Source organism: Pseudoxanthomonas sp. PXM01 (genome assembly GCF_014851815.1).
Lineage (GTDB): Bacteria > Pseudomonadota > Gammaproteobacteria > Xanthomonadales > Xanthomonadaceae > Pseudoxanthomonas_A.
Genome location: NZ_JACVAJ010000001.1, coordinates 156,482 through 176,125, shown reverse-complemented (window position 1 = coordinate 176,125; position 19,644 = coordinate 156,482). Strand labels below are relative to the sequence as shown.

General features: G+C 68.9%; 16 protein-coding genes and 1 pseudogene. All 17 read left to right on the top strand.

Features of this window, described 5'->3' with window-relative positions; genetic code table 11:
- The first annotated feature begins 31 nt into the window (after window positions 1-31).
- The 17 genes and pseudogenes from flhF to IB230_RS00670 all read left to right on the top strand — a co-directional run bounded on the left by flhF (window position 32) and on the right by IB230_RS00670 (window position 19,575).
- A complete protein-coding gene (gene flhF / locus IB230_RS00750; protein WP_192267788.1) occupies window positions 32-1,717 on the top strand; it encodes a flagellar biosynthesis protein FlhF in 1,686 nt (561 codons plus the stop codon).
- Window positions 1,718-1,772: 55 nt separating this feature from the next.
- A pseudogene (locus tag IB230_RS00745) lies at window positions 1,773-2,585 on the top strand (MinD/ParA family protein); the annotation flags it as partial.
- Complete coding sequence (locus IB230_RS00740; protein WP_192267786.1) at window positions 2,582-3,334, top strand: RNA polymerase sigma factor FliA; 753 nt, start codon at window positions 2,582-2,584, stop codon at window positions 3,332-3,334. The pseudogene IB230_RS00745 and the gene IB230_RS00740, both read left to right, overlap by 4 nt.
- A gap of 117 nt (window positions 3,335-3,451) precedes the next feature.
- On the top strand, window positions 3,452-3,832 hold the full coding sequence (locus IB230_RS00735) for a chemotaxis response regulator CheY (protein WP_162338496.1): 381 nt from the start codon (window positions 3,452-3,454) through the stop codon (window positions 3,830-3,832).
- Window positions 3,832-4,449, top strand: coding sequence for a protein phosphatase CheZ (locus IB230_RS00730; protein WP_192267784.1), 618 nt, complete (start codon window positions 3,832-3,834; stop codon window positions 4,447-4,449). The genes IB230_RS00735 and IB230_RS00730 overlap by 1 nt, the downstream gene beginning before the upstream one ends.
- Before the next feature lie 37 nt (window positions 4,450-4,486).
- Window positions 4,487-4,630, top strand: coding sequence for a hypothetical protein (locus tag IB230_RS00725; protein ID WP_192267782.1), 144 nt, complete (start codon window positions 4,487-4,489; stop codon window positions 4,628-4,630).
- 27 nt (window positions 4,631-4,657) lie between these two features.
- Window positions 4,658-6,400 (top strand): chemotaxis protein CheA, encoded by a 1,743-nt coding sequence (locus tag IB230_RS00720; protein WP_192267780.1) that lies wholly within the window; start codon window positions 4,658-4,660, stop codon window positions 6,398-6,400.
- A gap of 233 nt (window positions 6,401-6,633) precedes the next feature.
- The gene (locus IB230_RS00715; RefSeq protein ID WP_192267778.1) at window positions 6,634-7,374 is read left to right on the top strand and encodes a flagellar motor protein; all 741 of its coding nucleotides are present in this window, start codon (window positions 6,634-6,636) and stop codon (window positions 7,372-7,374) included.
- Window positions 7,375-7,392: 18 nt separating this feature from the next.
- Window positions 7,393-8,355, top strand: a complete 963-nt coding sequence (motD, locus tag IB230_RS00710) for a flagellar motor protein MotD (protein WP_192267776.1) — start codon at window positions 7,393-7,395, stop codon at window positions 8,353-8,355.
- Window positions 8,355-9,137 carry a ParA family protein gene (locus IB230_RS00705; protein WP_192267774.1) on the top strand — a complete coding sequence of 261 codons (783 nt, stop codon included), beginning with the start codon at window positions 8,355-8,357 and terminating at the stop codon, window positions 9,135-9,137. The genes motD and IB230_RS00705 overlap by 1 nt, the downstream gene beginning before the upstream one ends.
- On the top strand, window positions 9,134-10,213 hold the full coding sequence (locus IB230_RS00700; protein ID WP_192267773.1) for a chemotaxis protein CheW: 1,080 nt from the start codon (window positions 9,134-9,136) through the stop codon (window positions 10,211-10,213). Before IB230_RS00705 ends, IB230_RS00700 begins: the two co-directional genes overlap by 4 nt.
- Before the next feature lie 115 nt (window positions 10,214-10,328).
- Complete coding sequence (locus IB230_RS00695) at window positions 10,329-10,640, top strand: STAS domain-containing protein (protein ID WP_192267771.1); 312 nt, start codon at window positions 10,329-10,331, stop codon at window positions 10,638-10,640.
- On the top strand, window positions 10,637-11,002 hold the full coding sequence (locus IB230_RS00690; RefSeq protein ID WP_055944462.1) for a response regulator: 366 nt from the start codon (window positions 10,637-10,639) through the stop codon (window positions 11,000-11,002). Before IB230_RS00695 ends, IB230_RS00690 begins: the two co-directional genes overlap by 4 nt.
- A 48-nt stretch (window positions 11,003-11,050) precedes the next feature.
- On the top strand, window positions 11,051-13,045 hold the full coding sequence (locus tag IB230_RS00685) for a chemotaxis protein CheA (RefSeq protein WP_192267769.1): 1,995 nt from the start codon (window positions 11,051-11,053) through the stop codon (window positions 13,043-13,045).
- 87 nt (window positions 13,046-13,132) lie between these two features.
- Window positions 13,133-14,326 (top strand): porin, encoded by a 1,194-nt coding sequence (locus IB230_RS00680; RefSeq protein ID WP_192267767.1) that lies wholly within the window; start codon window positions 13,133-13,135, stop codon window positions 14,324-14,326.
- 211 nt (window positions 14,327-14,537) lie between these two features.
- The gene (locus IB230_RS00675) at window positions 14,538-16,751 is read left to right on the top strand and encodes a methyl-accepting chemotaxis protein (protein ID WP_192267765.1); all 2,214 of its coding nucleotides are present in this window, start codon (window positions 14,538-14,540) and stop codon (window positions 16,749-16,751) included.
- 181 nt (window positions 16,752-16,932) lie between these two features.
- Window positions 16,933-19,575, top strand: coding sequence for a Cache 3/Cache 2 fusion domain-containing protein (locus IB230_RS00670; protein WP_192267763.1), 2,643 nt, complete (start codon window positions 16,933-16,935; stop codon window positions 19,573-19,575).
- The last annotated feature ends 69 nt before the right edge of the window (window positions 19,576-19,644 follow it).

Genomic DNA, 19,644 nt, shown 5'->3' with positions numbered 1-19,644 from the left:
CCCGACGCGACCTGGAACCGGATAGCACGCCATGAAAATCAAACGCTTCGTCGCCCCCGACATGCGCACCGCCTTCGCGATGGTCCGGCAGGAACACGGCCCGGACGCGGTGATCCTGTCCAACCGGGTCACCGAGGATGGTGTCGAGATCGTCGCCGCCAGCAACTATGACGAAGCGCTGGTGCAGCGCACGCTGGACGCGATGCGCCCGGCCGCGCCCGCCGCGCCGCTGCATCCGCTGCTCGACCCGGCGCCGCAGGCACCGGCCGCCAACGCCCCGGCGCTGTCGCCGGCCGAAGCAGCGGCCAGCTACTTCGCCCGTCGCCAGCCGGCCGCTCCCGCCGCCCCGCGCGCCGAGGCCGCAAAGCCGGCGCCCGCCCCGATCGCACCTGCCGCGCCGATCGCACCTCCGCGCGCACCGGTGGTTGTCACGCCCGCGCCGATCCACGACGAGATCCCGGCGCCGGTCATCCGTGACATCGCACCGCAACTGATCGAACCCGAATCCTTCGCGGCCAAGCTGGCCGCCTGCCTGCCGGCCGCGCCCGCCAACGAACCGGTCGCCAGGATCGAGCCGGCCGCGATCCCGCGCCGACCGGCCTCGCACCGCGCCGAGATCGACGAGACGCTCGACCTGGACGCCCTGCTGCCTTCGATTGCCCCGCCGCTGTCGCTGCCGGAACCCGAACCGGCACCGGTCGCCGCACTGCACGCCACCCGCGTGACCGCCGCCGCACCGGCCCCGATGCCGGCCGCCATCACCGTGCCGACGCTGACGGTCGTCACCGACAACGCCGCGGAAGCGCGAGAGAGCGACGAGCAGCTGGTGCAGATGCGCGGCGAACTGTCCGCCATGCGCGAGATGATCGAGCGCGAGATGCACCGCCTCACCGATGAGCGGCTGCGCGGCTCGCCGGTGCGCATGCAGGCGATGGAGCTGATGGAAGACTACGGCTTTGACGCCGGCATCACCCGCGACATCGCCCTGCAGATTCCCGCCGACACCGAACTGCATCGCGGGCGCGGCCTGATGCTGGGCCTGCTGTCGAAGAAGCTGCCGGTGCTCGACACCGACCTGCTCGACACCGGCGGCGTCATCGCCCTGGTCGGCCCGACCGGCGCCGGCAAGACCACCACCATCGCCAAGCTGGCGGCCTGCTTCGCGCAGCGCCACAACGCCCGCGACGTGGCGCTGGTCACCACCGACACCGTGCGCGTCGGCGGCCGCGAACAGCTGCACGGCTACGGCCGCCAGCTCGGCATCGCCGTGCACGAGGCCGACAGCGCGCAGACCCTGGCGCTGGTGCTGGAGCGTCTGCGCGACTACAAGCTGGTGCTGATCGACACCGCCGGCCTGGGCCAGCGCGACCGCAACCTGGTCGGCCAGCTCAACTGGCTGCGCGCCTCGGGCCAGGTGAAGACGCTGCTGTGCCTGCCGGCCAACTCCCATTTCTCCGACCTGGACGAAGTGGTCCGCCGCTTTAGCACCGTGCAGCCGCAAGGCGTGGTGCTGACCAAGCTGGACGAGACCGGCCGCCTGGGCAGCGCGCTGAGCGTGGTGGTCGACCACCAGCTCCCGATGACCTGGGTGACCGACGGCCAGCGCGTCCCCGACGACCTCCACCGCGCCAACAGCGCCCACCTCGTGCTGCGGCTGGACCAGCTGCGCCGCGAAGCCGACGAACCCTGCTCGACCGAGGCCACCCATGTCGCCTGATCACCCGCTGCAGACCAACCCCCGCAGCACCCCGCCGTTGCCCGGCGCGTTCCATCCCGTGCGTGTCGTCGCCGTCACCGGCGGCAAGGGCGGCGTGGGCAAGACCAACGTGTCGGTCAACCTCGCCGTGTCGCTGGCCGAAATGGGCAAGCGCACATTGCTGATGGACGCCGACCTGGGCCTGGCCAACGTCGACGTGCTGCTCGGCCTGTCGCCGAAGTTCACCCTGGCCGACCTGATCGCCGGCCGCTGCGGACTCGAGGACGTGCTGCTGGAAGGCCCCGAGGGCGTGCTGGTGGTGCCGGCTTCGTCGGGTTTCCGCCACATGGCCGAACTCACGCCGGCCGAGCATGTCGGCCTGGTCAACGTGTTCTCCGAACTTCAGCGCGCGCTCGACTTCATGGTGGTGGATACCGCCGCCGGCATCAGCGACAGCGTGCTGACGTTCTGCCAGGCCGCACAGGACACCGTGGTGGTGGTCTGCGACGAGCCGGCCTCGATCACCGACGCCTACGCGCTGATCAAGGTGCTGGCGCGCGAGCGCGGCCTGGACCGCGTACACGTCATCGCCAACATGGTCCGCGACCCCAACGAAGGCCGGAAGCTGTATGAGAAGCTCGCCCGCGTCTGCGAACGCTTCCTCGGCGACGTCGCCCTGCACTACCTGGGCGCCGTGCCGCAGGACGACTGGCTGCGCCGCGCCGTGCAGCGCCAGCAGCCCGTCGTGAAGGCCTACCCGGGCAGCCCGTCGGCCCGCGCCATCACCGACATCGCGCGTACCACCGCCCGCTGGCAGCCGCCGGTCGGCGCACGCGGCAACGTCGAGTTCTTCGTCGAACGCCTGATCCAGCGCGGGGTGGCCGCATGAACACCGCCGCCGCCCAGTACCGCGCCGTGCAACGCAGCAGCGCGAACGACTTCGTCACCCAGCACGCCGACCTGGTGCGCCGCATCGCCCATCACCTGGCGGCGCGCCTGCCGGCCAGCGTGGAGATCGACGACCTGATCCAGGCCGGCATGATCGGCCTGCTGGAAGCCTCGCGCAGCTACGACGCCGAACAGGGCGCTTCGTTCGAAACCTACGCCTCCATCCGCATCCGCGGCTCGATGATCGACGAGATCCGTCGTGGCGACTGGGTGCCGCGCTCGGTGCACCGCCGCGCCCGCCAGGCCGCCGCCACCGTGCGGGAGATCGAGCAGCGCACCGGCCGCGCCGCCATCGCCACCGAAGTGGCCAGTGCCATGGAGATGCCGCTGCCGGAATACCTGCGGCTGATGGAAGACGCCGCGCGCGGCCAGGTGCTGAGCCTGGAGTCGCACATCGACGACCACGGCGAACCGAACACCACGCGCACCGGCGGCCCGTCGCCGCAGCAGAACCTGGAACGCAGCGAGTTCCGCCAGCAGTTGGTGAAGTGCATCGGTCAGTTGCCCGAACGCGAGCAGCTGGTGCTGTCGATGTACTACGAGCAGGAGCTCAACCTGAAGGAAATCGGCGCGGTGCTGGGCGTCAGCGAGTCCCGCGTCTGCCAGATCCACGGCCAGGCGATGGTGCGCCTGCGCGGTCGCCTGCAGGTGTTCGAGAAGGCCGATGCCGGCCTGGAAGACCAAGACTGAAGAATCCCCGCAGCCTGCCGATAAAGCCCCGGTAGGCCGCCGCGTGCAGCCCCTGCCTTGCCGTTGCCCCTCGCCGGGCACGCTTTACCGGAGTTCGATGTGACCGCCAACAAGAACATGCGCATCCTCATCGTGGACGACTTCTCCACCATGCGCCGCATCATCAAGAACCTGCTCAACGACCTCGGCTACACCAACACCGCCGAGGCCGACGACGGCACCACCGCGCTGACCGCGCTGGGCCAGGGCAGCTTCGATTTCGTGGTCACCGACTGGAACATGCCGGGCATGACCGGCATCGAACTGCTGAAGGCCATCCGCGCCGACGACCGCTTCAAGACGCTGCCGGTGCTGATGGTGACCGCCGAAGCCAAGCGGGAACAGATCATCGAGGCCGCGCAGAACGGCGTGAACGGCTACATCATCAAGCCGTTCACCGCACAGACGCTGGAAGAGAAGCTGGGTAAGATCTTCGAACGCCTGGGAGCCGCCGCCTGATGAACGCCGTCGCCGATGCCACCGGTGCGCGCGCGGCGCTGGTGGAAAAACTGCAGCACGCGCTCGATGCGCTGGAACAGGGCGACGAAGCCGGTTGGCGCCGGGAACTGGATGCGATCGCCGCCTGGCGCACGCAGCCGATGATGCAAGGTCTCGGACGCCTGGCGCGCGAGCTCGCGCAGACGCTGGGCGAACTGCCCCCGACCGATGCCGGCGAACTCGACGACGCCTGCTCGCGCCTGGACCACGTGGTCGAGATGACCGAACAGGCCAGCCACAAGACCCTCGACCTGGCCGAGCAGTGCCGCGGCTACGCGACCGAACTGAAGGCCACCGCGCTGTCCGCCGAACAGGCGGCGCTGGTGGAGCGCATCGGCAAGGGCCTGTCCGAGATGGCGCTGGCGCAGAGCTACCAGGACCTCACCGGCCAGATCATCCGTCGCGTGGCCGGCATCGTGCGCCGCGTACACGAGGGTTTCGGCGCGCTCGGCCTGCCTCCGCCTGAAAAAAAGCAGGAGAAGGGTTCAGAACTCGCCGGCCCGGCCGTTGCTGGTCTTGACCGCAACGCGTTTTCGCAGGACGACGCCGACGACCTGCTGTCCGGCCTGGGGTTGTAGCCCCGGGGGACGTGCGCTGCGGAACCGGAGACCTGCCATGCACGCTGCTTCCGCCCGCCGTTCCCGCCATCCCGTCGTCCTGCTGTTCGTGGGATTGCTGCTGGTGTGCGATGTCGTGGTCGGGCGCCTTCTGCGCCGCCGCCACGCCCACGCGATGCACCTGCCCGATCCCTCCCGCTGATCGCCTGCCACGGTACCCCGTCCTCCCATGTCTGCCGTCACCCCTGAAATCGCCGCCGACTTCCTGATCGAAGCACAGGAGATCCTCGACCGGCTGGGCGAACAGCTGGTGACGCTGGAGCACGACCCGTCCGACAGCGGCCAGCTCAATGCGGTGTTCCGCGGCTTCCACACGCTGAAGGGTGGCGCCGGCTTCCTCGGCATCCAGGCGATGGTCAATCTCTGCCACGCGGCCGAGGAGACGCTCGGGCTGGTGCGCGCGGGCCAGGCGACACTGGAAGCACAACACTTCGACGCCGCCCAGCAATCGCTGGACTGGCTGCAACAGATGCTGGACGCCGTCGGCGCCGGCGAGGAACCGCCGCACGCGCCGCAGACGCTGATCGAGCAGTTCGACGTGCACGGCAGCGCCCCCACGCCGGCGCAGAAACCTGTCGCGGCAGCCGCACCGGCAGCGCAGGCCGGCGGCGACCTGATCGGCGACGACGAATTCGAGGCCCTGCTCGACCAGTTGCATGGCGGCGGCGCACCGACCAGCGTTGCGCCCCCCGCCCCCGTCGCGGCCGCCCCGACGCCGGCGAAACCCACGGCACCCAAGCCGGCCGCAAAGGCCGGCGGCGAGGCCGAACAGACCATCCGCGTGGATACCAAGCGGCTGGATGCCATCGTCAACCTGGTCGGCGAGCTGGTGCTGTCGCGCAACCGCCTGAAGACGCTGCGTGCCCGCATCCGCGACGAGGAGCTCGACCGCGCCGTCAGCAGCCTGGATATCGCCACCGCGCGCCTGCAGACCGCCGTCATGCGCACGCGCATGCAGCCGGTCGGCAAGGTGTTCTCGCGCTTCCCCAAGGTGGCGCGCGATGTCGCCCGCCAGTTGCAGAAGGAAGTCGACCTGGAGCTGGTCGGCGCCGACACCGAGCTCGACCGCAACCTGGTGGAGGCGCTCGCCGATCCGCTGGTGCACCTGGTGCGCAACGCCATCGACCACGGCATCGAAGTGCCCTCGCTGCGCGAAGCCTGCAGCAAGCCGCGCGCCGGCCATGTGCGCCTGTCGGCGCAACAGGAAGGCGACTTCGTCACCATCGAGATCCGCGACGACGGCGCCGGCATCGATCCCGAGCGCCTGCGCGCGAAGGCGCTGGAGAAGGGGCTGATCGATCCGGAGGCGGCCGCCCGTCTGACCCACGACGAGTGCCTGCAGCTGGTCTTCATGGCCGGCTTCTCCACCAAGGCCGTGGTCACCGACATCTCCGGCCGCGGCGTCGGCATGGACGTGGTGCAGTCGCGCATCCGCGAACTCAGTGGCCAGATCACCATCCATTCCGACGTGGGCCGCGGCAGCCGCTTCGTCATCCGCGTGCCGTTGACGCTGGCCATCCTGCCCACGCTGCTGGTGCAGGCCGGCGATCCTGTCTACGCACTGCCGCTGGCGCGCGTCATGGAAGTGCTGCATGCGCCGTCGGAAAGCCTGCGCTGGTTCGACGGCCAGGCCGTGCTGGACCGCCAGACCCACACCCTGCCCCTGGTCGACCTGCGGCAGTGGCTGCGCGTGGATCCGGTGATGGCGCCGCTGCTCACCATCGTGGTGCTGCAGATGGGCGAACAGCGCTTCGGCCTGATCGTCGACCAGGTGCGTGGCCGCGAGGAAGTCGTCATCAAACCCCTGCCGCGTGCCGTGCGCGGCCTGACCGGCTACGCCGGCGCCACCCTGATCGGTGATGGCCGCATGGCGCTGATCCTCGACGTCGACGGACTGCGCGCGACGGCGTGACGCGGTGTGCGGTTGGTTTCCTGTAGGAGCGACGTAAGTCGCGACCGCACGCCGTGCGCAACGCGGCAGCCGGACGCACTCGTCATCACGGTCGCGACTTACGTCGCTCCTACAAAAGCCGCCATCGCCCCACAACAGCAACCACGAACCGGGTGTGACCCCGGTCGCGACTTACATCGCTCCTGCAGGAAGCGCACCTCAAGTCCACCTGAACGGGGCCGATAGATCAGACCATGGACATCTTCAGCCTCATCGGACTTCTGCTGGCGCTGGTCGCCCTGGTGGGTGGCAGCATCCTCAAGGGCGCAGGCCTGTCGTCGCTGTGGTCGTCGGCCGCGTTCGTCATCGTCATCCTCGGCACCATCGCCGCGATCCTGGTGCATACGCCGCCGCCGGTGTTCAAGCGCGCCCTGGCGATCGTGCGCTGGATCATCCGTCCGCCCGGCACCGAAGGCGACGCGCTGGTCGCGCAGATCGTCGAATGGAGCAACATCGCCCGCAAGCAGGGACTGCTGGGGCTCGAGCCGGTGGTGAACCAGCTCGACGATCCGTTCCTGAAGAAAGGCCTGCAGATGCTGGTCGACGGCGTGGAGCCGGAATCGATCCGCCACATGATGGAAATCGACCTCAACGGCCAGGAACACCAAGACCTGGCTGCCGCCAAGGTGTTCGAGGCGATGGGCGTCTACGCGCCCACGCTGGGCATCATCGGCGCCGTGTTCGGCCTGATCGCGGTGATGAAGAACCTGGCCGACCCCAGCAAGCTGGGCCACGGCATCGCCGCGGCGTTCACCGCGACCATCTACGGCATCGCCTCGGCCAACCTGTTCTTCCTGCCCATCGCCAGCAAACTCAAGAGCGTGATCGGCGGCCGCAGCCGCGAGCAGGAAATGATCATCGAGGGCCTGATCGCCATCGCGCAGGGCGAGAACCCGCGCAACATCGAGGCCAAGCTGGCCGGCTTCCTGCACTGAGCCTGCGGGACGACGGCGATGGCACGCAGGAAGAAGCACGAAGAGCACGCCAACCACGAGGCCTGGGCGATCCCCTATGCCGACCTGATGACGCTGCTGCTCGCCTTCTTCGTGGTGATGTACGCCATCTCCACCGTCAACGAGGGCAAGTACCGGGTGGTGGCCGATTCGCTGACCGCCGCCTTCGGCGGAGCGCCGCGCACGATCAATCCGGTGCAGGTCGGCAACCACCAGTTGCAGGGTGCGGACTACGACCGGCCGTCGCCGATCAAGTCCGGCGCCAAGAAAGGACCCTCCGCGCCCTCGCCGTCGCCCAACGTCACCCTGCTGGCGGCGATGGCGTCGCAGATGAACATGTCGCTCGACGCCAAGGGCCTGCAGGCCGCGCAGGGCGAGCTCAAGCGCATCGCCGACGACCTGGAGCGCGCGCTTGCGCCGCTGATCGACGAGAAGCTGGTCACCATCAAGCGCTCGGCGCTGTGGCTGGAAGTGCAGATCAACAGCGACATCCTGTTCGCCACCGGTTCGGCGGCGCTGGACCCGCAGGCCCAGCAGACCGTGGGCAAGCTCGCCGCGGTGCTGGGCAACGTGCCCAACTCGGTGCGCGTGGAGGGCTACACGGACGACCGCCCCATCCGCACCTCGCAGTTCCCATCGAACTGGGAGCTGTCGTCGGCACGCGCCGCCAGCGTGGTGCACCTGTTCGTGCGCGACGGAATTCCGCCGGAGCGGCTGGCGATGATCGGCTACGGCGAGTTCCGCCCCATCGCCGACAACGCCACCCAGGAAGGCCGCAACGCCAACCGCCGCGTGCTGCTGATCATCCTGGCCAGCCCCACCGGTCCGGCACCGAACTTGCAGGCACAGGAACAGGCCCCGCCGCCGCCGTCAGTGATCTCGCTGCCGCCGCTGCCGGCCCACGCCGCGTCGCCCATGCCCGGAGCGCCGCCGGCGCCCCAGGTCCATGAAGGAGTCCAGTGATGCGCGTGTGGGCAATCGCCAACCAGAAAGGCGGCGTCGGCAAGACCACCACCACCCTCGCCCTCGGGCGCGGCCTGGCCATGCGCGGCCATCGCGTGCTGCTGATCGACCTGGATCCGCATGCCTCGCTGACGCGCGCGTTCGGCCTGGCCACCGATCCGCAGCCGACCGGCGTGCTGGACCTGTTCGACGAACAGCCGCCGACGCTGGCCAGCGTGGCGCGCAACACCGAAATCGAGAACCTCTCCTTCGTCGCCGCGCAGACGCCGCTGGCCACGCTGGAACGCCGCAGCGCCACCCAGCCGGGCCTCGGCCTGGCGCTGTCCAACGCGCTCGCGCGCGGCGGCCACGCCTACGACCACGTGCTGTTCGACTGCCCGCCCACGCTCGGCCTGCTGATGGTCAACGCGCTGGCCGCGGCCGACCACGTCATCATCCCGACGCAGACCGAACCGCTGGCGCTGCATGGCCTGAAAGGCATGTGCCGCACGGCGGAGATGATCCAGCGCTCGCGCCACCGCGAACTGCCGGTGTCGATCCTGCCCACCCTGCACGACAAGCGCACGCGTACCGGCGCCGACACGCTGAAGGCGATGCAGGACGAGTACGGCGAGCGCGTCTGGAACGACGCCATTCCCAACGACACCCGCATCTGCAGCGTCGACGTGCTGACGCGTTCCAGCCCGGCCACCGCCTACCCCGGTCGTGGACTGTCGGCCTACCGCCGCGCGCTGGACTGGCTGCTGCTGACCGAAGCCCGCGACACGGAGCAGGCCGCATGACCACCCCCGCCGTCCTCGACGACTACCTGCTCGACCTGCTCGGCGATGCCGCCGTGGCGCCCGTGCAGGCCGCCGAGCCGGCGGCGACAGCTCCGATCGCCATCGATGTCGCGCCGGCCGCCACGCCGACGCTGGCCATGGCGCCCGTGCGTGCCGGCAGCGAAGCCGACCTGATCACCGACGACGAATTCGAAGCCCTGCTCGACACCCTGCATGGCGATGCCGCGCCAGCCGCCATCACGACGGTGCCCGCGCCCGCAACGACGCCACCGCCTGTCCTCGCGGTCGCGCCCGTGCGCGCCGGCAGCGAAACCGACCTGATCGACGACGACGAGTTCGAAGCCCTGCTCGACCAGCTGCATGGCAACGGCGTGCCGACCGCCGTGGTGGCCGCGCCCGCCGACCCGGCACCGACCGCACTGGCCGTGGCCCCTGTCCGCGCAGGCACCGAGGGCGATCTGATCGGCGACGACGAATTCGAAGCCCTGCTCGACACCCTGCACGGCGGGGCCGCGCCGACCTCGCGCGTCGCGCCTGCACCCGCCGTCGCGGCACCGGTGCCGGTGGCGCCGCCCCCGCGTGCGACGGCGCCGCTGCCGGCGAAACCCTATCTGCTGACGCCGACCGACACCGGCGAGCGTCGGCGCGCGACCGAGCGCAAGACCCGCTGGCTGCGCCTGCGCTGCGACCAGCAGCATTACGCGCTGGAACTGCTGAAGGTGCAGGAGGTCGTGCGTCCCGCGACCCTGCTGCCGCTGCGTGGCGCGGCCCCGCACATGCTGGGCGTGATGAACCTGCGCGGCCAGGTGGTGCCGGTGATCGACCTGGGCCTGTACCTGGGCCGGCGCGCGGTCGAGTCCGATGCCACCACCCGCATCGTGGTGCTGGAAGAACACGGCGAGACGCTGGGCCTGCGCGTGACCGCGGTCGAGGACGTCGCCAACCTGACCGACCAGCAGATCGAGTCGCCCGACAACGCACGGGTCGGCCGCATCGCCAATCCGCTGTTCCGCGGCGTGGCGCGCCTCAACGAGTGCGCGGTGATCCTGCTGGACGCCTCGCGGATCCTGCAGTGAGTCCGCCGCTGATCGAACGCCGCGATGTGACGGCAGTGCCGTTTTTGGTTCGCCCTCACTCAAGTGCGGCCTCCACGCGCCGATACCCGACTAGAGCCGCCTTTCCGGAGACACGATGAGCGCTGTGCCATTGGGTGACGACCTCGGTATCGAAGCCGCCACCGACCTCAAGCAGCACCTGGCCCCGCACGTCGCGCAGCCGGGACCGCTGGCGCTGGACGCCGGCACCGTGCAGCGCGTGCATACCGCCAGCCTGCAGGTGCTGTGCAGTTTCGTGCGCCAGCGCGAACAGGCCGGCCTGGCCACCGATTTCAGTGCGGTCAGCCAGAGCTTCCGCGACGCCGCGCGCCTGCTCGGCATCGCGCCGCAGCTGGGCCTGAACAACGACAACGAACACAACACGCAACAAGTGGAGAACGCCGCATGAGCGCACGCATTCTGGTAGTGGACGATTCGGCCTCGATGCGACAGATGGTCGCCTTCGCCCTGAGCTCGGCGGGTTTCTCGGTCGATGAAGCCGAAGACGGCCAGGTGGCGCTGGGGCGCGCGCAGGGACAGAAGTTCAATGCCGTGGTCACCGACGTCAACATGCCCAACATGGACGGCATCTCGCTGATCCGTGCGCTGCGCGGCCTGCCGGACTACAAGTTCACGCCGATGCTGATGCTGACCACCGAATCGGCCGCCGACAAGAAGGCCGAAGGCAAGGCCGCCGGCGCGACCGGCTGGCTGGTCAAGCCGTTCAACCCGGAACAACTGGTCGCCACCGTCCAGAAAGTCCTGGGCTGATCCTCCTTTCCTCCGCTTCCCTTCCGACCGCACCAGGGCACCGTCGCAATGAACATGGACATGCAGCGCTTCCACGCCACGTTCTTCGAGGAAAGCCGCGAAGGACTGGAAGCCATGGAGGCCGGCCTGCTGTCGCTGGAACAGGGCAACCGTGACGGCGACCTGATCAACTCCATCTTCCGCGCCGCGCACTCGATCAAGGGCGGCTCGGCGACGTTCGGCTTCGACGCCATCGCCGGCATGACCCACGTGCTGGAAACCCTGCTGGACGAACTGCGTGCCGGCCAGCGTGCGGTCAGCCCGCCTGCGGTCGATGCGATGCTCGCCTCGGTCGACGTGCTGCGCGCCCTGCTGGCCGAAGCCGAACACGGCACGCCGGCCGATCCCGCCGCCGTACAGGCCATGAAGGATCGCCTCAATGCGGTGCTGTCCGGACAGGACGCACCCGCCGCCGCCGCACCTGTGGTGGCAGTGGTCGCCGACGCCGAACCCGATGGATGGAAGATCGGCTTCACCCCGGCGCCGTCGCTGTTCATGAGCGGCAACGATCCACTGCGCATCCTGCGCGAACTGGAACACCTCGGTCCGCTGGAAATCGCGTGCCGTATGGAACGCCTGCCCGGCTTCGAGCAGATCGACCCGCTGGAAGCCTACCTGGCGTGGGACCTCGGCCTGATCGGCAAGGTGCCGCGCAGTGCGGTGGACGACGTGTTCGCCTGGGTCGTCGACGACTGCGAACTCGACATCCAGCCGATGCAGCGCAACGCGGTGCCAGTCGAGGCCGTCGCCGTCGCCGCGCAACCAGTGGCCGCGGTCGCCGCCGCCGGCGTGCAGGCGCCTGCCGCAGCCGCCGCACCGGCCGCCAACGATGCCGCCGAAACCTCCATCCGCGTCAGCGTCGACAAGATCGACGGGCTGATCAACCTGGTCGGCGAACTCGTCATCACCCAGGCCATGCTCAAGCAGGTCTCCGGCCTGCTCGACCAGGCCCAGTGCGAGCGCCTGTTCGCCGGCCTCGACCTGCTGGAGCGCAATACGCGCGACCTGCAGGAAGCCGTCATCGGCGTGCGCATGCTGCCGGTGGACGCCGTGTTCCGCCGCTTCCCGCGCCTGGTCCGCGACCTGTCCGCCCGCCTCGGCAAGCAGGTGCGCCTGCGCACCGTCGGCGAAGGCACCGAGCTGGACAAGGGCCTGATCGAACGCATCGCCGATCCACTGGTGCACCTGGTGCGCAACTCGATCGACCATGGCCTCGAGATGCCCGACGTGCGCGCCGAGGCAGGCAAGGACGAGACCGGCACCATCACGCTGGCGGCCTCGCACCAGGGCGGCCACATCGTCATCGAAGTCAGCGACGACGGCCGCGGCCTCAACCGCGATCGCATCCTCGCCAAGGCGGCCGAGCGCGGCCTGCCGCTGCCCGAGAATCCCACCGATGCGCAGGTGTGGGACCTCATCTTCCAGCCCGGCTTCTCCACCGCCGATGCCGTCACCGATCTGTCGGGACGCGGCGTGGGCATGGACGTGGTCCGTCGCAACATCCAGGCGCTGGGCGGCGAAGTACAGCTGGAAAGCGCGGCCGGCCACGGTACCCGCGTGGTGATCCGCCTGCCGCTGACGCTCGCCATCCTCGACGGCATGGCCGTCTCGGTGGGCGACGAAACCCTGATCCTGCCGCTGACCTATGTGCTGGAAGCACTGCAGCCGCAAGGCGAAGACGTGCGCACCGTGGGCGGCGAAGGCCGCGTGCTGCGCGTGCGCGGCGAATACCTCCCGATCGTCGCGTTGAACGAGTACTACCGCTACGGCGACAACCGCAACGCCGAACAACTGGTGGTGGTGGTGGAAGCCGATGGCCAGAAGCTCGCGCTGGAAGTCGACGAACTGATCGGCCAGCAGCAGGTCGTGGTGAAGAACCTCGAGAACAACTACCGCCGCATCGACGGCATCTCCGGCGCCACCATCCTCGGCGATGGCCGCGTCGCCCTGATCGTCGACGTCGGCGGCCTGGTGCGCACGCGCCGGATGCAGCAGGCGGCCTGACGCCACATTCCCTCGCGTTGCCTTCCCGCGCGTCGCCTCCCACAGGCGACGCCCGGTGACGCACGCGCCTACACTACCGGTATCCGCATGAAGTACGCCCTCTCCACCCTCGCCCTCGCCCTGCTGGCCGTGCACGCCGGCGCCCACGCCGACGACGGCAAGACCGCCGCCACCGCGTGGCCGCCGAAGATCACCTTCAGTGGCGGCACCGAACTCAGCCTGGGCGGCAACCTGCAGTACGACGTCAACGACTTTTCCGGCGACGGCTACAACGGCGCCGACCTGGAAGACGATGATGCTTGGCGCCGCCAGGAACTCGGCCTGACCCTGCGCAGGAAGGGCGTCTACGAACTGGGCGTCACCTACGACTTCCACGCCAAGAGCTGGAACGACGTGGCGCTGCGTGTCGAGACCAAGGCCCTGTTCGGCCGCGACCTCGGCAAGCTGCGCATCGGCCAGATGAAGGTGCCGCTCGGCTTCGAAGGCAACACCGCCACGCGCACGGTGAGCTTCCTCGAGAACGCCCTGCCCACGCAGGCGTTCTACGAAAACCGCCGCAGCGGCATCGACTGGGCGTTCGAACGCGATCGCTACATCGCCAACGCCGGCTACTTCTTCGAATCCGACCTGCTCGGCAACAACAAGGGCGACACGGCCGCGATACGCCTGGCGTGGACGCCGCGCAAGGCGGCCGGCGACGTGCTGCACCTGGGCGTGGCCGGCTCGCAGGAGCGTCCGGACAGCGAGGTCAACGGCCTCGGCGCGACCGTGCATCCCAGCGTCCGCTGGCGCGCACGTCCCGAAGCCGCGCTTACCGACGTGCGCCTGGTCGACTCGGGCACGCTCACGCGCGTGGACCGCATCGACCGCACCGGCCTGGAAGCGCTGTGGATCCACGGCCCGTGGTCGCTGCAGGGCGAATACCTGCGGCAGAAGACCACCCGCGACCTCGGCCTGCCGTCGTATTCGGCCGATGGCGGCTACGTGTTCGCCAGCTGGCTGGCGACCGGCGAGTCGCGCGGCTACAGCGGCGGCAACGTCGCCAACCCCAAGCCCAAGGGCAAGTACGGCGCGCTGGAGCTGCTGGCCCGCTACAGCCGCATCGACCTGGACAGCGACGGCATCGCCGGTGGCCGCGAACACAACTGGACGCTGGGCGCCAACTGGTACCTGACGCCGTATTTCAAGTTCCAGGCCAACGTCGTGAAGACGGACGCCACGCGCGGCGCGTTCTCCGCCGATCCGACCGTGTTCCAACTGCGCGCGCAGATGCATTTCTGAGCGCATCGCCGCCTCGCGCGCAGCCCGTCACGAATCCGGTGCGCGCGCGACAGCAGTTCGGTAAGCGCGCTTACCCATCCATCGGACGACGGTAAAGAAGCGGCCCTCAACGCCGCTACTCCAGAGCAGACATCGCAGCAAGGGACAGGGACCGCCCTTGCTTCAGCCTGACGCACCAGCACCAACCGCTGAACTCAACCGAGACCACTTCATGTTCAAGCACCTCAAGATCGGCAAACGCCTGGCCATCGGCTTCGCCGTCCTCGTCCTGCTCATCGTCGTCACCGGCGCGTTCTCCGCGCAGCGCATGGGCGTCGCCCAGGGCGTGGTGGTCGAGATCACGAACAAGGAGGTCCCGGCCATCCGCGATCTGGGCCGTCTGGCGACCATGCTGGCCGAGTATCGCGTCAGCGAGCGCGGCCTGGTCGCCAACTACGAGGATCCGGACAAGGTCGCCGAATACACAGGCGAGATGGTCGCGGGCGACAAGGCGTTCGACGCGTTGTCGAAGGCGTACGGCGACAGCATCACCGACAAGCAGGAGCAGGAGCTGTACCAGCAGATGCTGGCCAAGTCCGCGCTGTACTTCGACAACAGCCGCCAGCTGATCGAATCGGTCAAGGTCGGCGACCTGACGCCTGCCAGTGACGCCGGCGACCTGCGCCAGGCCGTGGCCGACGCCGTCGCGCGGATGCTCGACGACAAGATGAAGGGGTTGGACGAGGCGGTGGCTGCCCAGCAGGCGGGCTACAACAGCAACATCCGCGCCATCGGCCTGCTGGTCGTGGTGGCGATGCTGCTGGCGATCGCGGCGGCGGTCCTCATCACGCGCTCGATCGTGCGTCCGATCGGCGACGTCATGAGCGTCGCCGACGCCGTGGCGCGTGGCCAGCTCGATCGCCAGATCACGGTCGACGACCGCAGCGAGACCGGCGACCTGCTCAATGCCATGCAGCGCATGCAGACGCAGGTCAGGTCGGTCATCGCCGCGCAGAGCGAAATGGCCGCACGCCACGACGAAGGCCGGATCAGCTACCGGATGGATGACAGCGCGTTCCCGGGCGACTACGGCCGTATGGTCCGCGATACCAATGCACTGGTCGCGTCGCACATCGCAGTGAAGATGCGCCTGGCCGAGGTCATGCAGCGCTACTCCATCGGCGACCTGTCGGTGGACATGGACCGCCTGCCCGGCGAGAAGGCGGTGCTCACCGAGACGATGGACGCCACCAAGGCGAGCCTGTCGGCGATCAATGCCGAGATCAAGCGTCTGGCGCATGCCGCCTCCTCCGGCGACTTCACCCAGCGCGGCGACGTGGACAAGTACCAGTACGATTTCCGCGACATGGTGGCCGGCCTGAACCAGCTGATGGAAACCACCGACAGGAACCTGGCCGAAGTGTCCGAGCTGCTGAAGGCCATCGCCCGCGGCGACCTGACCGCGCGGATGGAAGGCGACTTCCATGGCGTGTTCGCCATCATGCGCGACGACGCCAACGCCACCGTCGGCCAGCTGACCGAGATCGTCGGCGGCATCCAGACTGCGGCACTGAGCATCAACACCGCCGCCGGCGAGATCGCCTCCGGCAACAACGACCTCTCGCGCCGTACCGAACAGCAGGCCGCCAACCTGGAAGAAACCGCCGCCTCGATGGAGGAACTGACCTCCACCGTGCGCCAGAACGCCGAGTCGGCCCGTCAGGCCAACCAGCTCGCCATCGGTGCGGCCTCGGTCGCCTCGCAGGGCGGCGACGTGGTCGGCAAGGTCGTCACCACCATGACCGACATCGAACAGTCGTCCAAGAAGATCGCCGAGATCATCTCGGTCATCGACGGCATCGCCTTCCAGACCAACATCCTGGCGCTCAACGCCGCGGTGGAAGCCGCCCGTGCCGGCGAGCAGGGCCGTGGTTTCGCCGTGGTCGCCTCGGAAGTGCGCACCCTCGCCCAGCGCTCGGCCAACGCGGCCAAGGAGATCAAGGGCCTGATCGAGACGTCCGTGGACAAGGTCGCCGATGGTTCGGCGCTGGTGAACCAGGCCGGCGCGACGATGGCCGAGATCGTGGCCAGCGTGCAGCGCGTGACCGACATCATGGCCGAGATCTCCGCCGCCTCGCAGGAACAGTCCGCCGGCATCGAGCAGGTCAACCAGACCATCACACAGATGGACGAAGCGACCCAGCAGAACGCTGCGCTGGTGGAGGAAGCCACCGCGGCCGCCCGTTCGATGGAAGAGCAGGCGCAGTCGCTGACCGAATCGGTGGCGGTGTTCAAGCTGCACGCCACCACCGGCGCGCCGGTGCGCAAGGCCATCGCCGCGGCCCCTGCCGCCGCGCCCAGGCCGGTCGCCAAGGCCGTGGCCCGCAAGCCGGCGGCACGCCTGCCCGAACCGGCCCTGGCCGATGGCGACTGGCAGGAGTTCTGACCCACTGCCCGCACCTGTGTGACCGAACGACGGCCCGGACTTTCCGGGCCGTCTTCGTTTCGGAGGGCCGCGACCTGTCAGGGACCGCCCGACCGTTCGTCGGGAAAGTACGTTCATTTACTTAATGACGCGAGGGCGACGCCGATATCGCTAGGGCCACCACCACACTCCGCCCTGTCCCATGAATCGACTCGCGCGCCTGTCGCTCGGCAGCAAACTCTCGCTCCAGGTCACCGTCGCGGTGGCCATCGTCCTCACCCTCCTGGCGCTGGTGGTCCAACGGCAGTCGGGCCGCGCCATCGAAGCGCGCGCACTGGGCGACCTGGACGTCGCGGCGCAGGTCATGCAGGAATCCATCGCCCTCTACGACAGCACCCTGACGGACGCCACGCAGCGCATGGCCAGCAGTTTCCGCGCCGCCCTGCCCTCCGGCGATGTTTCGGTGGACGCGGACAACAGCACGCTGATCGGCGATGTCGACGTGCCGGCGCTGCGCTTCGGCGGGCAGGCGATCAATCTCGATTTCACCGCCGTCGACCGCTTCACCGAGGCGACGGGCGTGGTCGCCACGCTGTTCGTGCGCCAGGGCGACGACTTCATCCGCGCCACCACCTCGTTGCGCAACACGCAGGACGAACGCGTCATCGGCACCGCGCTGGACCACAAGCATCCCGCCTACGCGCTGATGCTGGAGGACAAGCCGTACACCGGTCGCGCCCGCCTGTTCGGCCGCGACTACATGACCCATTACCAGCCCCTGCAGGATGCCGAAGGCAAGACCGTCGGCATCCTGTTCGTCGGTCAGAACTACGGCGACGGACTGGCGGCGCTGAAGGACAAGCTGCGCACGACGCAGCTGGGCGAAGCGGGTTACTTCTTCGTGGTCGACCTCGCCGAAGGCGACCACCAGGGCATGCTCGCGGCGCATCCCGCCAGCCAGGAATCCCCTTACACCGCCGTGGTCGATGCGGCCTCGGTGCCGGCAATGAAGGCGTTGCTGGCGCAGGACAGCGGGCATGCGGTGCTCGACATCGCCCCCAAGGCGGGCGACGACGCGGTGCCCGCGCTGGTTGCGGTAAAGCAGTTCGCCCCCTGGAAATGGGCGCTGGTGGCCGTCGAGCCACGCGACAACGTACTCGCCGCCAGCCATGCACTGATGATCGCGATCGTATCGCTGTCGCTGCTGGCGCTGCTCGTGATCGGCGTGCTGACCGCGCTCGGCGTCCGCCGCGTGGTCTCGCGTCCGCTGCGCGCGGCCGTCGCCATCGCCGAAGACGTTGCGGCAGGCAGGCTGGACGGCCGGATCGATACGTCCCGCAGCGACGAAGTGGGCCAACTGCTGACCGCCATGCACCACGTGCAGACGCAGGTGGTCTCGGTGATCGCCGCGCAGACCGAGATGACGCGCCGCCACGACGAAGGCCAGATCAGCTTCCGCATCGACGACACCGGCTTCCCGGGCGACTACGGCCGCATGGTGCGCGACACCAACACGCTGGTCGCCGCCCACATCGCGGTGAAGATGCGCCTGATCGAGGTCATGCAGCGTTACTCCATCGGTGACCTGTCGATCGACATGGACCGCCTGCCCGGCGAGAAGGCGGTGCTGACCGAGACGATGGACGCCACCAAGGCCAGCCTGTCAGCCATCAACGCGGAGATCAAGCGTCTCGCACATGCCGCCTCCTCCGGCGACTTCACCCAGCGCGGCGACGTGACGAAGTACCAGTTCGACTTCCTCGACATGGTGTCCGGCCTGAACCGGCTGATGGAGACCACGGACAACAATCTGGCCGAGGTCTCCACCCTGCTCCAGGCCATCGCCCGCGGCGACCTGACCGCGCGGATGGAAGGCGACTTCCACGGCGTGTTTGCCACCATGCGCGACGACGCCAACGCCACCGTCGGCCAGCTGACCGACATCGTCGGCCGCATCCAGGATGCCTCCGCGTCCATCAATACCGCCGCCGGCGAGATCGCATCGGGCAACCTCGACCTGTCCCGCCGCACGGAACAGCAGGCGGCCAACCTGGAGGAAACCGCCGCGTCGATGGAGGAACTGACCTCCACCGTACGCCAGAACGCCGAATCGGCCCGTCAGGCCAACCAGTTGTCGATCGGTGCCGCCAGTGTGGCGTCGCAGGGTGGCGACGTGGTCGGCAAGGTAGTGGCGACGATGACCGATATCGAGCAGTCCTCGAAGCGGATCGGCGAGATCATCTCCGTCATCGACGGTATCGCCTTCCAGACCAACATCCTGGCCTTGAACGCCGCGGTGGAAGCCGCCCGTGCCGGCGAACAGGGCCGTGGCTTCGCGGTCGTCGCCAGCGAGGTGCGCACGCTCGCCCAGCGCTCGGCCAATGCCGCCAAGGAGATCAAGACGCTGATCGAAACCTCGGTGGACAAGGTCGCCGACGGTTCCAGGCTGGTGAACCAGGCCGGTACCACCATGGCCGAGATCGTGGCCTCGGTGCAGCGCGTGACCGACATCATGGCCGAGATCTCCGCCGCCTCGCAGGAGCAGTCCTCGGGCATCGAGCAGGTCAACCAGACCATCGTGCAGATGGACGAGACCACCCAGCAGAACGCCGCGCTGGTGGAAGAGGCCTCCGCCGCCGCGCGTTCGATGGAAGAACAGGCGCATGCACTGGGCGAATCGGTCGCGGTGTTCAAGCTCCAAGCCGCCGTCCGCACGCCGGTGCGCAAGGCGCCTGCCGCCGCCCACGCAACGACGCCCAAGGCACCCGCGAAGGCAGTCGCCCGCAAACCGGCCGCGTCCCTGCAGGAACCCGCGCTGGCGGACGGCGACTGGCAGGAGTTCTGATCCGCCATTGCGCCTGCCTGCCCGCTTCGACCACACGGCCCGCACCTCGCGGGCCGTGTGCGTTACGGG